Here is a 15,699-nt window from a genome sequence, read left to right on the forward strand (position 1 = left end):
TTGCCCCATGGACGTGACCATCCGGACCTTCGTGGACGACGCGGACGACTGCTTCGACGTCGTCCACCACGCCGCGACGGACGCCGCCACGCGGGCGCTGGCCGCACCGTCGGGCCTGATCTGGGTGGACGTGCTCGACCCGACCGAGGCCGAGTTCGCCCCCTTCGTCCAGACCATGGGACTCGACAAGCTGGCGGTGGAGGACGCGCTCACCGTTCATGAGCGCCCGAAGTCCCTGCGCTACGGCGAGATCCTGTTCGTCACCGCCTACACGGTGGCCGAGGACGGTGCCACGAGCCGACTCTCGCTGTTCCTGTTCGAGCACGGGGTGCTGACGGTGCGCCTGGGCGAGGGCTTCCCCGTCGACGACGTGGCGGAGAACATCTCCGACAACGCTGATCTGTTGCAGTACGGCCCGAAGTCGCTGGAGCTGATGCTGCTGGACGCGGTCGTCGACGGCTACACGGCGCGGGTGACCGCGGTCGACGAGCGGCTCGACGACGTGGAATCGATTCTGTTCGACGGCCGCTCGAGCGACCGGGTCTCCCAGGTCACGTTCGATCTGCACAAGCAAGTGGGCGAGCTGCGCCGCATCGTCCTACCGATGCGCGACGTGGTGGGCTCGGTGCTCCGGCGGGTGTCCGCGGCCCCCGATCTACACGATCTCCTGCCCTACGCCGAGGACGTCTACGACCACACCATGCGCGCCGCGGATTGGACGGAGGGCCTGCGCGACAACGTCGAATCCGTGCGCTCGACCAACCTGGCCCTGGTCGACAACCAGCTGAACACGGTGATGAAGAAGCTCACCAGCTGGGCGGCGATCATCGCGGTGCCGACCGCCATCACCGGCTACTTCGGCCAGAACGTGCCCTACCCGGGCTTCGGCAAGGAATGGGGTTTCTGGCTGAGCCTCCTGATGATGCTCACCCTGGCCGGCGGCCTGTACGCGGCCTTCAAGCGCCGCGGCTGGCTCTGAACCCCGGCCACCAGTTGGCGGTGCCCGCGATCCGCATGAACGCCGGCAGCAGCACCAGCCGCACCAGGGTGGCGTCGAGCAGCACGGCGATCGCGAGGCCCACGCCCAACATCCGCATGAAGGACACCTCGGAGAAGCCGATCGCGGCGAAGACCACGGCCATGAGCAGTGCGGCGGCGGTGACCACCCGCGCGGTGCTCGCAATGCCGCGGGCCACGGCCTCGTCGTTCGCGGCGCGATCCCGGCCGGGCGATCCCTGCCACTCCTCGCGGATCCGCGAGAGCAGGAAGACCTCGTAGTCCATCGACAGCCCGAAGGCGATGCAGAACATCAGCACCGGCATGTCCGCGATGAGGTGTCCGGTCACGGTGGTCCCCAGCCCGCCCAAGTGCCCCTCCTGGAAGATCCACACCATCGCGCCGAAGGTCGCCGAGAGCGAGAGCACGTTGAGCACCAGCGCCTTCAGCGGCAGCAGCACGCTGCCGGTGAGCAGGAACAGCAGTAGGAAAGTGGTGATCGCGATCGCGACGAGGACCCGCGGCACCGCGCCGAGGATGGAGTCGACGGCGTCCCGGTCCGCCTGCGCCGCACCGGCGAACAGCGTCGGGGCGGGCTCGGGCACCGCGCGCAGCGCGTCCAGCTGGGTGCCGCCGTCCGCCGACCGCGGGTCGTGCTCGCTCGCCACCGTGATCAGGCGCGCGAAGCCCGCCCGGGACGTCGGATCCCCGTCGGCGACGCGGTCTCCGCGCAGCCATGTCCCGTCCGGCCCGACGACGGGGCCCGTGCCGGCGGTCCGGGACAGCTCCCGGGCGTAGTCCTCGGTGCCCGACGGTGCGCCCTCCGGCAGCAGGATCAGGACGTCTGCCGTGGGATTCGGGTGGAAGCCGGTGCGCAGGTCGTCGCCGACGGCGTGCGACGAGGCGGCGGTCGGCAGGGTCCGGTCGTCGGGGTAGCCGAGCTTAGCGCCGAGGAAGGGCGCGCCGAGTGCGACCAGCAGCGCCACCACGGCGATCCCGAGCGGGACCGCTCGGCGTTGCACGGCCTTCACCGCGCGGTACCAGCGGGATTCGTCCGTCGGGCGCGGGCCGCGACCCACGCGGAGCCGATCGATGCGGTCGCCCAGCAGCGTCAGGATCGCCGGTGTCACGATCAGGGTCGCGATGGCGGTGAAGCCGACGACGACCAGGCCGGCGTAGGCGAAGGAGCGCAGGAAGTACATGGGGAACAGGACCATCGCGGCGAGGCTGAGCCCGACCGTGATCGCGGAGAACAGGACCGTGCGCCCGGCCGTCGCCATGGCGGTCACGAGCGCCTCCTCGCGGCCGCGGGCGGGCACCTCCTCGCGATACCGGCTCACCACCAGCAGCGTGTAGTCGATGGCCAGCGCCAGGCTCATGGCGGTGATGAGGTTGAGCGCGAACACGGAGACGTCGGTGACCTCCGCGACGAGCCGCAGCAGCCCCGAGGTCGCGATGATCGCCGCGACCCCCACCACGACGGGCACCGCGGCGGCGACGAGCCCGCCGAACGCCCACACGAGGACGAGGAAGGTGAGCGGCAGGGCGATCAGCTCCGCCCGCACCAGATCCTTCCCGGACTGCTCGTTGATCTGCAGGTAGGTCATGGCCTCGCCGCCGGCCTCGACCCGCACCCCGTCGGGCGGGCTCGGCAGGCCGTCGACGATCGCGCGGGCGTGGTCGGGTGCGTCCCCGGTGCCGCCGGTCAGGTTCGCGACGACGAGGCCGGTGCGGCCGTCCGCCGACGTCAGGCGCGCCGCAGCGGCGGGATCGGTCCAGGCGGAGACGGCGGCCTGCACCGCAGGGGCGCGCCGGACCGCCTCCGCGATCGCGCGACCGTGGTCCGCGGCGGCCGCCGCCGCCGCGGGCGTCAGCGCGCGCACCGTCAGCACGAGGGACGACCCGCCGCGCCCGAAGTCGTCCTCGAGAACCTGCTGCGCGCGGGCGGATTCGGCGCTCGGGTCGGTACTGCCGCCGCTGCGGAGCGCGCCGCCGACGCCGGCCCCGAGCCAGCCCAGCACGACGAGCAGGAGCAACGACGCCGCGAGCACCGTGCGGGGCCGCGCGGCGACGGCGCGCGTGAGCCGGGCGATCACAGCGCCGCGAGGAAGGAGCGGACCTCGTCGAGGCAGCCGGCCGCACGCATCCGCTCGTCCTCGAACAGGACGAGGAAGTCCGCCATCTCGAAATCGGGGTCGTACGAGGGCATGCCGCAGACGACACCGCCGTACCGGACGGCGATGCGGATCGTGGGCGGCACCAGGTCCTCGTCGGCGCCGTCGGGCCGCGGGAGCTCGCCGATGGGGACCCCGTCGACGGCGACGGGCCGGATCGGATCGGCGCGGACCGCGCCGTCCGCGAGGGCGTCGTTGTCGGCGAGGAAGCCGAGGGCGGCGCGGACCAGCGCGGCGCGCGGGTGCACGCCGTCCTCCATGCGGACGGACATGCAGCCCATCGCGAAGCGGAAGCCGGAGCGCTCGTAGAAGGCCAGCAGCGCGATCCGCAGCAGCACCGAGACCACCCCGCCGCGGTAGTCCGCCGCGATGGTGGCGCGCCCCCACTCGGCGACGTCGTCGGCCATCGCGGCGAACGCCGGGCTGAGCCGGAACATGCTGGTGGTGAACACCTCCCGCTGCCCGCTCGGGGCCGGCAGGATGATCCGGTAGCAGCCCACGATCTCGTCGGTCGGGTCGTGCCGCACGAGGAGGTGAGCGCTGTAGTCGTCGAACCGGTCCACGTCGATCGGCCGGCCGAGCCGCTCGCTGATCACTGCCCCGGGCAGCGGCGCGCCCAGCTCCGTGGAGAAGGCGTCGTACCGCAGGGCCTGTGCGCGTTCGATGTCGCGCGGGTCCTCGGCGACGAAGACCGTGAACGGAGTGCGTTCGGTCGCCGCGAAGAGCACGGTGCCCGCCGGTGTCCTCGTGGTCATGGCGACTCCTCCTGGTGCAGCGCGCGGGCGATCTCGCCCGCGCGGACGGCGACGTTGGACAGCAGCGTGGTCCCGAGACCGTGGCCCGGGAGGTCGGCGCCCTGCACGTACAGGCCCGGCACCTCGGCGCCGTCGATCACGGCGCGGTGCGTGCGGGCGACGCGCACATCGGCGGCCGGCGGCGCGATGCCGTCCAACCCGCTGAGGCCGCCGGGCCGGAATCCGGTGGCGCACACCACGGCGTCGTAGGTCGCCGCGGTCCGCTCGCCGGTGGTGAGGCGGCGCAGATCGGTCGCGACGCCGCCGCCGGGCGCGGCGTTCGCGGCGACGACCTCGCTGGTGCGATGCACGCCCAATCGACTTGGGCCGCCGACCTTCTGCCGGTACCAGCGGTCGTACAGGTCGCGGGTCAGCGCGTGCTCGACCGCCGCGTAGTTGGTGTTGCCGTGCCGATGCAGCAGCGCCTCGCGCGTCTCCGGAGGCGCGACGGCGAACTCGTCGACCACGTCCGGGTCGAAGACCTGGTTGACGAAGGGACTCTCGTCGACGTCCGCGAGCCCGAAGCCGTGGAAGGCAAGGTCCACGCGCGCCCCCGCGTCGTGCAGGTGCAGCGCCACCTCGGCGGCGGACTGGCCGCCCCCCACCACGAGGAAGCGCCCGCCCGCGACCCCGTCGGAGAGCTCGCGCTCCAGCTCACCGAGCCGCGGGACGAGGTCGATGTTGTGGAAGACGCGCCGCGGGTCGAGCCCGTCCGTCCACGCGGGGAGTACGGGCCGCAGTCCGCGGGCCACGACCACCGACCGTGCCCGGGTCACTCGTTCGTCGCCGTCGGGGCCCCGATGGGCGACGGCGAACCTCGGACCGTCGGCGCAGCGGATCAGACCCGTCACCGCTCGGCCGTACCGCACCTGATCGGCGAACGACGCGGCCGCCCAGGCCAAGTAGTCCGCGAACTCCGCCCGCTCGGGGGTGAGGACGGCGCGGTTGACGAAGTCCACGAGCCGGCCCCGGGCGCCGAGGTACGCGACGAAGGAGAACGGGCTGGCCTGGTTGCGCAGCGTCACCAGGTCCTTGAGGAAGCTGATCTGCATCGACGTGCCCGGCAGCAGCATTCCCGGGTGCCACGCGAAGGCCTCGCGGCGCTCCAGGAACCGCACGGTGCCGATCCGGTCGGGCGACTCCGCGAGCGCGATCGCCAGCGCCAGGTTGGCGGGTCCGAATCCGACCCCGAGTACGTCGACGACGTCGCCGTCGTCCACCGGTTCCGTCGTGCGCATCACACCCTTCCCCACCGACGTCGGGGCGGTGCTGGGCATCCGCCTGAACGGATCGTAACCCTGCAAAGATCCTGTACACCGTACTTGATGACAGATTTTTCACGCTTTGCAGTGTGAAAAACTCCGCGCTCGTCAGGCCCCCGGAGCGCGCGGAGGCTCCATGGGTAGACGGGGGTTGTGCAAGTGCGCGACGAGGCCGGTCCACCCCGTCTGGTGCGTGGCCCCCAGGCCCTCGCCGGTGTCGCCGTCGAAGTACTCGTAGAAGGTGGGATGCTGCGCCCAGAGCGGGTTGTCGCTGCCCTCGATCCGCCCTGCGTCGGCGGGGCGGCGGGCGCCGCCGCCGTCTGCCCGCGCGACGGGACGGAACAGCCCGACGAGGCCCTCGTCGATGACGTCGGCGGCCTCCTCCAGCGTGCAGAGATTGTCGGAGCCGGTGGGGATGGCGATGGTGAAGGAGTCGCCGAAGTGCCGGCCGTAGGTGCGCAGCTTGTCGGCGAGCAGCACGTTCACCGGGAACCACACGGGCCCACGCCAGTTGGAGTTGCCGCCGAACATGCCGGTGGTCGACTCGCCGGGCTCGTACTGGATGGAGACGGTGTTACCGTCCACGTCCTCGGTCACCTGCTGCTCCGTCTTGGACAGCGAGCGGATGCCGTAGGGCGCCAGGAACTCCGCCGGGTCGAACATCCGCTCCAGCACGCGGCGCAGCCGGTCGGGGCTGACGAGGGAGAGCAGCATCCGGCCGTCCCCGTCGCCGTCGGCGGAGGCGCCGGAGAGGACGGGCTCCACGAGTTCCGGGCGGCGGGAGCGCAGCCAGTTCAGGCGCGCCGTCACGTCGGGGCACTCCTGCGCCACCCACGCCGGCACGTCGGTGGCGCCCAGCAGCGGGAGCAGGCCCACCATGGAGCGCACCCGCATCGGCAGGGCGCTGCCGTCGGGCCGGACGAGCACGTCGTAGAAGAAGCCGTCCTCGTCGTCCCACAGCGAGAGGCTGTGCGAACCGAAGTTGTACGTGGCCTTGGAGATCTGCAGGAAGTGCTCGAGGAACTTGGTGGCGCAGTCCTGCCACACCGGGTCGTGCCGCGAGAGCTCGATGGCGATCTTGAACATCTGCTGGCAGTAGAAGGCCATCCAGCTGGTGGCGTCGGACTGCTCGAGCCGGTAGCCGGGCGGCAGCGGCGCGGACCGGTTGAAGAAGCCGATGTTGTCCATGCCGAGGAAGCCGCCCTCGAAGACGCCGGCGTCGTCAGAGCCCTTGCGGTTGACCCACCAGGAGAAGTTGAGCAGCAGCTTGGTGAAGACGCGGACGAGGAAGTCCTGGTCGCGCCAGCCGTCGATGCGGTAGACGTGCCACGCCGCCCACGCGTGCACGGGCGGGTTGACGTCGCCGAACTCCCATTCGTACGCCGGCAGTTGGCCGTTCGGGTGCATGGCCCACTCGCGGCACATGAGGACCAGCTGTTCCTTGGCGAACTCGGGGTCGACGTGGGCCAGCGGGATGCAGTGGAAGGCGAGGTCCCACGCGGCGAACCAGGGGTACTCCCATTCGTCGGGCATGGAGATCACGTCGGCCAGCGAGAAGTGCTTCCACGTGGTGTTGCGGCGGCCCGGGTCCGCCCGCTCCCGCGGCGACGGGTCGACCGCGGGATCGCCCTCCAGCCAGGACTCCACGTCGTAGCGGTAGAGCTGCTTGTTCCACAGCATGCCCGCGTAGGCGCGGCGCGCGACGGCGCGGTCCTCGCCCTGCACGTCCCCGTGGATCACGGTGCCGTAGAACTCGTCCGCCTCCTCGCGCCGGTCGGCGAACACGGCGGCGAAGCCCGGGCCGAAGGTGTCCAGCGACGGCGGGGTGCGCGAGAGGCGCAGCCGCACGGTCACGCTCTCCCCCGCCGGCACGGACGCGAAGCGGTACCAGATCGCCGCCTTGGTGCCGCGCTCCTCCGGGTTGACGGCGGCCTCGTCGCCCTGCACCACCCGCTTGGTGATCGCGTCCTTCGGGTGGGGCGAGGCGTTGGCCGCCGCGCCGAAGAGCTCCACGGCATCGGTCTCGTTGTCGCAGAACAGGAGCTGTGGGGAGCCCTCGGCGGCGAGGTGGTACTCGCCGAGCCACTGGTGCGTCACGCGGACCGCCTCGAGGCCGCCGGCCTGCGGCGAGTGCACGCGCGTGATCTCACCGCGACGCTCGTCGTGCCCCCACGCCCAGGTATTGCGCAGCCACAGCTGCGGCAGCAGATCGAGCGGCGCGGGCGACGGACCGTGGTTGACCGCCTCGATCTCCACGCAGATGTCGTCGGGCGCGGCCTTGGCGTAGCGCACGTGCACGTCGAAGAAGCGGTTGTCGGCGAGCACGCCGGTGTCGGCGAGCTCGTACTCGCGCTGCGTGCGGTCGCGACCGGCGTTGCCGTCGCGGAGCTGCTGGTACGGATACTCGGCCTGCGGGTACCGGTACATCCAGTGCATCCAACTGTGAGTGGGCGTCCCGTCGACGGGCCACCAGTACTCCTTGACGTCCTCGCCGTGGTTGCCCTGCTCGTTGGTGAGCCCGAACAGGCGCTCCTTGAGGATGGGGTCGTTGTGGTTCCACAGGCCGACGGCCAGGTTGAGGAAGCCGTAGCGGTCGCAGATCCCGCCGAGCCCGTCCTCGCCCCACCGATAGGCGCGGCGGTGCGCCTGGTCGAAGCCGAAGCTGGCCCACGCGTCGCCGCTGCCGCTGTAGTCCTCCCGGACGGTGCCCCACTGGCGCCCCGCGAGGTACGGGCCCCAGAGCCGCCACGGACCGTCGGGTCCCGGGCTCTCCGCGAGGCGGCGGTGTTCGGCGGTGGAATCGGTGTTCTGCACTGGAGAATCCTCCTACACCGCGGGCCGCGCCGCAGGAGGTGGACCGAGCCGGAGGCGAACGGGCCCGAACGGGCATTCCCCGTGAGCGATCAGCGCGCGGAGACCGCCTGCGCGTGCATCTCCCAGAACAGGATCTCGGCGGGCTCGGAGGCGATCGCCGTGAGGGCACCGGTGTGGACGGTGCGCAGCGCGTCGCCCTCACCGAGCCGGTCGTCGCCGACGGCGACGGCACCCGAGATCACGAAGAGGTGCCCGTAGGGCGCCGGCGGCAGGACGACCGACTCCCCCGCCACCATCCGGGCGGCGTACAGCGCGGCGGCGTCGTTGTTGATCACCACTGCCGGGTCGCGGCCCGCGATCCCCGAGGCGACGAGGACCAGGCCGCGCCCGTCGAGCGGGACGTCGGCGGTGCGGTACTCGGGCTCGCCGCCGGGCTCGTTCGGCGGCAACCACATCTGAACGACCCGGGCGACCACGCCGGTGGAGCGGGGGTTCTGCTCGCGGTGATTGACCCCGCTGCCCGCACTCATGGCCTGCACCTGGCCGGCGCGGACCAGGCCCGTCTCGCCGGACGAATCGTCGTGGTGCACCTCGCCCGCGATCACCCAGGTGACGATCTCGGCGTCGCGGTGGAAGTGCCGGTCGACGCCCGAGCCGGGGTCGATGAGGTCGTCGTTGTGCACGAGCAGCTGCCCGTGCGCGTTCTCACCCAGATCGAAGTTGCCGGTGAAGGGCATCGACTGCCGCGTGTAGATCCCCTCGCCGCGCCAGTGCGTGCGGTCGGCGGCCGGGATGATCCTGCTCTCGCTCACCCCGACAGCGTAGGCCGGTGCCGCGGTCAGACTTCCGCGGGCAGCCCCGCCCCGGACGGCGAGACAAGGATCTTCACGGCGGTCTCGTTGTGGTGCAGCAGGGTGTCGTAGCCGACGGTGACCAGCTCGTCGAGGCCGATCCTTCCGGTGATGAACGGCGCCAGGTCGACGGTGCCGCTCTCGACCAGCGCGATCGTCTCGGCGTGGTTGTTGACGTAGGCGATGGTGCCGCGCATGTCGATCTCCTTGAGCACCAGCTTCTGCATGTCGACGCTGCCGGGGTGGCCCCAGATGGAGACGACCACGAGCACGGCCTGCGGCCGCAGCGCGTCGAACAGGGTGTCCAGGGCGGGCTGCACGGAGGTGCACTCGAAGCCGACGTCGGCGCCGCGGCCGCCCGTGAGATCCCGGACCGCCTCGACCACGTCGACCTGCGTGGGATCGAAGACGTGATCGGCGACGCCGGTCTCCGCGGCCCGGCTGCGGCGCAGGGAGCTGGGCTCGCTGATCGCCACGGTGAGGCCCTTCGCCTTGCACACCGCGGCGGTGAGCAGCCCGATCGGCCCCGCGCCGGTGATGAGGGCGAACGCGCCCGCCCCGGCGCCGGAGCGCTGCAGCGCGTGGTACCCCACGGCGAGGGGCTCGATGAGCGCCGCCTGGTCCAGCGGCACGTCCTTCGACACCCGGTGCACCCAGCGGCGCTGCACGACGATCCGCTCCGAGAGCCCACCGCCGCGGCCGCCAAGACCGATGAAGTTCATGTTCGGCGAGAGGTGGTAGTCGGTGCTGTCCGGCCCCGTGTCCACGTCGTCGGCGATGATGTACGGCTCGACCACCACGTGGTCGCCCACCTGCAGGTCGTCGACGCCCGCGCCGACCGCGGCGACGACGCCGGACATCTCGTGCCCGATCGTCAGCGGCGCGGCTTCGCCGCTCACCGGATTCGGGTGCCCGCACGGGGGCACGAAGATCGGGCCGTCGACGTACTCGTGCAGGTCGGTGCCGCAGATGCCGCACCACGCGACGTCGATGGCGACGGTGCCGTCCGTCACCGCGGGCGCGGGGACGTCCTCGATCCGGACGTCGTTGCGGTCGTAGTAGCGCGCTGCTCGCATGGGATTCCTCCGGTCGTGGACGTGTGACCCGTCCCACAGTCGCCGCGGTCCGCGCGCCCCGTCGATCGTTGCAACGGGTTGCAGCCTAGAGCGGCGCCGAGCCGCGGACGTGCTCGAAGACGAGGGAGGTGTTGGTGCCGGCGACCTCCTCGCGGGCGCTGAGGTATTCGACGAGGTGCCGCAGGTCGTCGGTGTCGACGGCCGCGATGTGCAGGAGGTAGTCGTCGCCGCCGGCGAGGAAGTACGCGTCGATGACGGGAGGCAGGTCGATCACGGACTCCACGAACTGCCGGATCCGGTGCCGCGCCGTGGAACGCAGCGTCACGGCGATCATGGCGCGCAGCGGCCGGCCGACGGCCGCGGGATCGACGTCGGCGTAGAAGCCGCGGATCACGCCCGCGTCGGTGAGTCGCCGGACCCGGGTGTGCACCGTCGACGGGGCGAGGCCGACCTCCTCCGCGAGGGCGGCGTTCGAGACCCGTCCGTCCCGCTGGAGCACGAGCAGGATCCGCCGGTCCGCGTCGTCGAGCAGGGGTCGACGATCGTTCGATGATGGTGGGCGATACGCCGTTCTCACAGAATGTACGTCAGCCACGTCTCGCCCTCTCAGAATCTTCTTCCGTGCCCTTGATCGGTTCTCGATGTTTCTTCAGACTATGTGACACAAGCCACCATCGCCTGACAGGAGCACACGATGCGCGTCGGAATCCCCACCGAGATCAAGAACAACGAGTACCGCGTGGCGATCACGCCCGGCGGCGTCGCCGAGCTGACCCGCCGCGGCCACGACGTGCTGATCGAGGACGGCGCGGGCGTCGGATCGGCGATCAGTAACGAGGACTTCACCGCGGCGGGCGCCCGCATCGTGCCGACGGCGGACGACGTCTGGGGCGAGGCCGACCTGCTGCTCAAGGTCAAGGAGCCCATCGAGGCGGAGTACGCCCGGATGCGCGCCGACCAGACGATCTTCACCTACCTGCACCTGGCCGCCTCGCGGCCGTGCACCGATGCGCTCCTGTCCTCGAAGACCACGTCGATCGCGTACGAGACGGTCCAGCTCCCCGACGGCTCGCTCCCGCTGCTCGCCCCGATGTCCGAGGTGGCGGGCCGCCTCGCGCCGCAGGTCGGCAGCTACCACCTGATGCGCTCCAAGGGCGGCCGCGGCGTGCTCATGGGCGGCGTCCCCGGCACCGCGCCCGCGAAGGTCACGGTGCTCGGCGGCGGCGTCTCCGGCATCAACGCGGCGCAGATCGCCGCGGGTATGGGCGCCGACGTCACCGTCTTCGACCTGGACGTGCGCAAGATGCGCGCCGTCAACGCCCAGTTCGGCGGCCGCGTGCACACCAGCTACTCCACCTCGCTCGCGCTCGAGGAGGCCGTCGTCGAGTCGGACCTGGTGATCGGCGCCGTGCTGATCCCGGGCGCCGCTGCGCCGAAGCTCGTCTCCACCGACCTGGTGCACCGCATGCGCCCCGGCGCCGTGCTCGTCGACATCGCGATCGACCAGGGCGGCTGCTTCGCCGACTCGCACCCCACCACGCACGACGATCCGACCTTCACCGTCGGCGAGACCGTCTTCTACTGCGTCGCCAACATGCCGGGCGCCGTGCCGCGCACCTCCACGTTCGCGCTCACCGGCGCCACCCTGCCCTACGTGCTGCGCATCGCGGACAAGGGCTGGAAGACCGCATGCTCGGAGGATGCCGCACTGGCCGCGGGCCTGTCGACGCACGACGGTGTGCTCCTCAACGCGGGCGTCGGCGAGGCCCTGGGCATCGAGTCGAAGGCACCCGAGGCCGTCCTGGCCTGAGCCGCGACGTCACCCGCGCCGGTTCACCATTCGCCGGCGTCGAGGTACTGCGCGAGGTTGGCCATGCGGCGCTGCACCGCGGCCACCTCGCGCACGCACTGCTCGAGGAGCCCGCGGTCCAGGGACGACATCCGCCGGATGGACAGGACGTCCCCCGGCGCGCGACCGGCGCCCATCTGCTGCACCTGATGCTCCATGCGGAGGCGCTCGAGGATCGAGAAGGCCTCGCGCAGCACCTCGGCGGAATCGTCGGGCAGCACGGGCGAATCCGCGCCCGCGGCGAGCCGGTTGCGGGTCTGCAGCTTGGTGGATCCGCGGCTCAGCGCCGCCCACCGGGCGATGTTCACCACCGGCACCAACGCGTGCGCCTTGATGTCGAAGGTGCCGCCCCGCAGCGAGATCACGTCGCGCACCGAGCGCAGCCGCGCCTTCGCGGTGAGGGCCTCGCGCAACATCAGGATGAAGGCACGGGGATGCTCCGAAAGATGTTGATAGACACCGGCCACGGGCTGCAGGGTCAGGTCGCCCCACACGGGCCGGCCGTCCACCAGCAACGAGGCCATCATCATCGCGTTGTTCGACAGCGGCGCGTCGATCCACTCGCCTGCCGCGTACAGCCATTCGGACTCGGTGCGGCAGAAGCGGGGCTGGGCGGCGACGGCGCCATTGGTGTCCGACGGGATGCCGCACTCCTCGAGCCGCGTGTGGACCGCGGCGGCCAGGGCGAGGGCGGCGGACCGTCGGACCTCGATCTCCTCCGCGGTGGCGCCGGGCAGGTCCTTGAGGATGATCGCGCTGTCGACGTCCGAGCTGGGCACCACCTCGCGGCGCGAGACGCTGCCGAGCGAGAGCCACGTGAAATCGCCCTCCTTCAACCCGGGATGCACCGACAGCTCGAGCTCGATGCAGCGACGCACCATCGCCTCGATCGCCACGGCGGCGACACCGGAGATGTGCCGGACCGGCGCCTGCTGGCCCCACAGCACGGGGAAGATCTCGCGGATCGTCGCGCCGATCTCCGGCAGCTCCGCCGCCTCCGCGCGTTCGATCCGGCGCTGCAGTGCGAACGTGGACGTCGTGGGCACCGTGAGGAAATCGACGTCCTGGACGACGCCCCGGACGGCCGCGTGCTCGTCCAGCACCGCCATGTAGTGCAGCTTGCGGTCGAGCATCTCGATCAGCACGTCGGACGAGAGCGCGGACTCCGGGACGGCGGCCAGCGGCGCCGTCATCACCGCCGTCACGGGATCGGTCACCGGCCGCCCCACGGAGATCACCCGCGCCCGCAGGTCGTGATCGGTGACGATGCCGAGCGGCTCGCGGGCGGCGTTCTCGACCAGGATGTAGCCCGACTTCGCGGCCGTCATCGCCGTGGCGGCCTCCTGGACGGTAACGGTGGGCGGGCAGACGACGGGTGGCCGACGCACGATCTCGCCCGCCGTGCGCTCGCGGATCTCGTCTGCGGAGACGGCCGTGGTCGGCTTGGCGAGCTCGGTCGCCAGGAACGCCGCGCCCGCGGGAGTGGAGAACATGTCGCCGACGGCCCAGGCCGGCAGGCGCAGCAACGTGACGTCCGAGAGGGCGACGGCGCGGGGCCCACCCTTCGCACCCACGAGGATGACCACGTAGCCGAACACCCCGCCCGGACCGACCACCTCGTCGACGTCACCCACGTCGGTCGGCGAAACCGCCGGGAAGTTCCACACCCCGACCCGGCCGGCGAGCACGACGAAGGCGTGGTCGGGCGAAGCGGACAAACCGTCCAGGATCGTCGCGCCCTCGGCGAACTCGCTGATCGACGATTCGGCCGCCAGACGTGCGCGAACGTCGTCGGGCAGGCCGTCGAAGGGCGCGTGTCCGGAGAGGAAGGCGAACAGCTCCCCGAGGTCCGAGAAGTCGGTCATGGACCTATGTTTACACGTCGGCGGCGATCGACATCCCCAAGTCATCTCTCGGTAACGCGTCCGCGGAAGCGTTGCGAGGTCTACATTCCCATCCAGCGCACAACCCCATGCGCACCGATACGTCGAGGAGAAAGACTCATCCATGACGCATTCCGTCGATAAGTTCGCCGCCGAGCAGGAGGGCTACAAGCAGACCCTCGGTCGGCGACACGTGCAGATGATCGCCATCGGCGGCGCCATCGGCACGGGCCTGTTCCTGGGCTCCGCCAGCCGCCTCAACAGCACGGGCCCGGCGCTCCTCTTCAGTTACGCCTTCGTCGGCGTGATCGCCTTCTTCCTCATGCGCGCCCTCGGGGAGCTGGTGCTGTACCGCCAGAGCTCGGGCGCGTTCGTCTCCTACGCCCGCGAGTTCTTCGGCGAGGCCGCGGCCTACGCCGCGGGATGGCTGTACTGGATCTTCTGGGCGCTCACCGGCGTCGCCGAGCTGTCGGCCGTCGCGGTCTACGTCCGGAAGTGGTGGGAACTGCCCAACTGGGTCTCCGTGATCATCGCTCTGGCAGTGGTCCTCGTCATCAACCTGCTCTCGGCCCGCGCCTTCGGCGAGTTCGAGTTCTGGGCGTCCGTGCTCAAGGTCGGCGCCATCGTGATCTTCCTCGTGGTCGGCCTCGTCATCGTGATCGGCCAGGTCACGGTGGGCAGCGGCGATCTGGCGCACAAGGCGGGCATCTCCAACCTCTGGTCGAACCCCGGCGGATTCTGGCCCCACAGCGACACCTTCGGCTGGATCGCGCCGATCGTCGTGATGTCGGGCGTCGTCTTCGCCTACGCGGCCATCGAGATGGTCGGCATCGCCGCGGGCGAGATGCAGAACCCGCAGCGCGAGGTGCCCAAGGCCGTCAACTCGGTGATCCTGCGTATCGCGGTCTTCTACTGCGGCTCGATCTTCCTCCTCGTCTGCATCCTGCCGACCAGCCAGTACGGCAACAAGACCGCCGCCGGCGATCTCGAGTCCCCGTTCGTCACGGTCTTCGAGCGCATGGGCATCAGCTGGATGGCGACCCTCATCAACGGCGTGCTCATCGTCGCCGCCATGAGCTCGCTCAACGCCGGCCTGTACACCACGGGTCGCATGCTGCGCAGCCTCGCCGCCAGCCGCGAAGCACCGAAGATGTTCATGAACATGAGCAAGTCGGGCGTCCCGGCGACCGGCATCATTGTGACGTCGATCTTCTACGTGCTCGGCGCCGTGCTCAACGCACTCGTTCCCGGCCACGCCTTCGACATCGCCCTCGAGGCCTCCGCCATCGCGGTCGTCGGCGTGTGGAGCCTGATCTTCCTGTGCCACATCCGCTACCGGAAGCTCTCGGACGCGGGCATCGTCACCAAGAGCCCGTTCCGCGCCCCGCTCGCGCCGTTCATGAGCTACGTCGGCCTCGTCTTCCTGTTCCTCGTCCTGGTCGGCATGGCCTACTCGGGGTACAAGTCCGACGGTGGCTTCTGGGACAAGACGAACCTCATCGTCGTCATCCTGGGCATCCCCGCCTTCGTCGCCATCCTGGCGATCGGCTGGATCGCCGTGAAGCCCAAGGTGCTCCAGCACACCGGCGGCGACCTCGCACCCACCTGGTCGCTCAAGGACAAGAAGGACTGACCTCCCCGCTCACACGGACGCCCGCCGGTTCGCCGGCGGGCGTCCGTCGTCTCTCGGGACCGGGACGGGACGCGCCTGCGACCGGACGCGGATACGACGGTGACGCGGCGCTCCTAGCGTCGGCACCGGCCGCCCGCATCCGGGCGCGGCGGCCCGTCACCAGGGAGAGAAACCATGTCGATCCTCATCGCCGGCGGACGCCGGCTCCTCCTCGCCGCCGTCGCCGCAGCCGCGCTGGGCGTCCCGCTCGCCGCAGCCGCCCACGCCGCGCCGGGCCCGCTCCCCGCGCCGGCCGCTCCCGGCGCTCCCGCGCCGATCCCCGCGGACGGCAGCGTCCCCGGGAAGCCCGCACCGCCGGCCCCCGGGT

General features: G+C 71.1%; 11 protein-coding genes and 1 pseudogene. 4 read left to right on the forward strand and 8 right to left on the reverse strand.

Annotated features, from left to right (window positions below; all coding sequences use genetic code 11):
• The first annotated feature begins 7 nt into the window (after window positions 1-7).
• Complete coding sequence (locus tag LB823_RS19975) at window positions 8-979, forward strand: magnesium transporter CorA family protein (protein WP_224650590.1); 972 nt, start codon at window positions 8-10, stop codon at window positions 977-979.
• Here the strand turns inward: LB823_RS19975 and LB823_RS19980 are convergent.
• The 7 genes from LB823_RS19980 to LB823_RS20010 all read right to left on the reverse strand — a co-directional run bounded on the left by LB823_RS19980 (window position 957) and on the right by LB823_RS20010 (window position 10,544).
• Window positions 957-3,092 (reverse strand): MMPL family transporter, encoded by a 2,136-nt coding sequence (locus LB823_RS19980; RefSeq protein ID WP_224650593.1) that lies wholly within the window; start codon window positions 3,090-3,092, stop codon window positions 957-959. The genes LB823_RS19975 and LB823_RS19980 overlap by 23 nt on opposite strands.
• Window positions 3,089-3,925: a GNAT family N-acetyltransferase gene (locus LB823_RS19985; RefSeq protein ID WP_224650596.1), complete on the reverse strand. Its 837-nt coding sequence runs from the start codon at window positions 3,923-3,925 to the stop codon at window positions 3,089-3,091. The genes LB823_RS19980 and LB823_RS19985 overlap by 4 nt, the downstream gene beginning before the upstream one ends.
• On the reverse strand, window positions 3,922-5,241 hold the full coding sequence (locus LB823_RS19990) for a SidA/IucD/PvdA family monooxygenase (protein ID WP_224650599.1): 1,320 nt from the start codon (window positions 5,239-5,241) through the stop codon (window positions 3,922-3,924). The genes LB823_RS19985 and LB823_RS19990 overlap by 4 nt, the downstream gene beginning before the upstream one ends.
• A 93-nt stretch (window positions 5,242-5,334) precedes the next feature.
• Entirely contained in the window at window positions 5,335-8,040 is a 2,706-nt protein-coding gene (locus LB823_RS19995) for a glucosidase (protein ID WP_224650602.1), read from the reverse strand.
• An 89-nt stretch (window positions 8,041-8,129) separates the two neighbouring features.
• Window positions 8,130-8,852: a pirin family protein gene (locus tag LB823_RS20000; protein ID WP_224650604.1), complete on the reverse strand. Its 723-nt coding sequence runs from the start codon at window positions 8,850-8,852 to the stop codon at window positions 8,130-8,132.
• 26 nt (window positions 8,853-8,878) lie between these two features.
• Window positions 8,879-9,967: a 2,3-butanediol dehydrogenase gene (locus LB823_RS20005; RefSeq protein WP_224650606.1), complete on the reverse strand. Its 1,089-nt coding sequence runs from the start codon at window positions 9,965-9,967 to the stop codon at window positions 8,879-8,881.
• 85 nt (window positions 9,968-10,052) lie between these two features.
• Complete coding sequence (locus LB823_RS20010) at window positions 10,053-10,544, reverse strand: Lrp/AsnC family transcriptional regulator (protein ID WP_224650608.1); 492 nt, start codon at window positions 10,542-10,544, stop codon at window positions 10,053-10,055.
• 117 nt (window positions 10,545-10,661) lie between these two features.
• Here LB823_RS20010 and ald point away from each other — a divergent pair, with 117 nt between their 5' ends.
• Window positions 10,662-11,777, forward strand: a complete 1,116-nt coding sequence (ald, locus tag LB823_RS20015; protein WP_224650610.1) for an alanine dehydrogenase — start codon at window positions 10,662-10,664, stop codon at window positions 11,775-11,777.
• A gap of 23 nt (window positions 11,778-11,800) precedes the next feature.
• Here the strand turns inward: ald and LB823_RS20020 are convergent, their stop codons facing one another.
• On the reverse strand, window positions 11,801-13,681 hold the full coding sequence (locus tag LB823_RS20020; protein ID WP_224650612.1) for a putative nucleotidyltransferase substrate binding domain-containing protein: 1,881 nt from the start codon (window positions 13,679-13,681) through the stop codon (window positions 11,801-11,803).
• A gap of 142 nt (window positions 13,682-13,823) precedes the next feature.
• On the opposite strand from LB823_RS20020, the gene LB823_RS20025 reads away from it, so the two are divergent.
• A complete protein-coding gene (locus LB823_RS20025; protein ID WP_224650614.1) occupies window positions 13,824-15,332 on the forward strand; it encodes an amino acid permease in 1,509 nt (502 codons plus the stop codon).
• A 174-nt stretch (window positions 15,333-15,506) separates the two neighbouring features.
• Window positions 15,507-15,699, forward strand: a pseudogene (locus tag LB823_RS20030) (hypothetical protein); the annotation flags it as partial.

This window comes from Tsukamurella sp. M9C, assembly GCF_020169415.1.
Lineage (GTDB): Bacteria > Actinomycetota > Actinomycetes > Mycobacteriales > Mycobacteriaceae > Tsukamurella.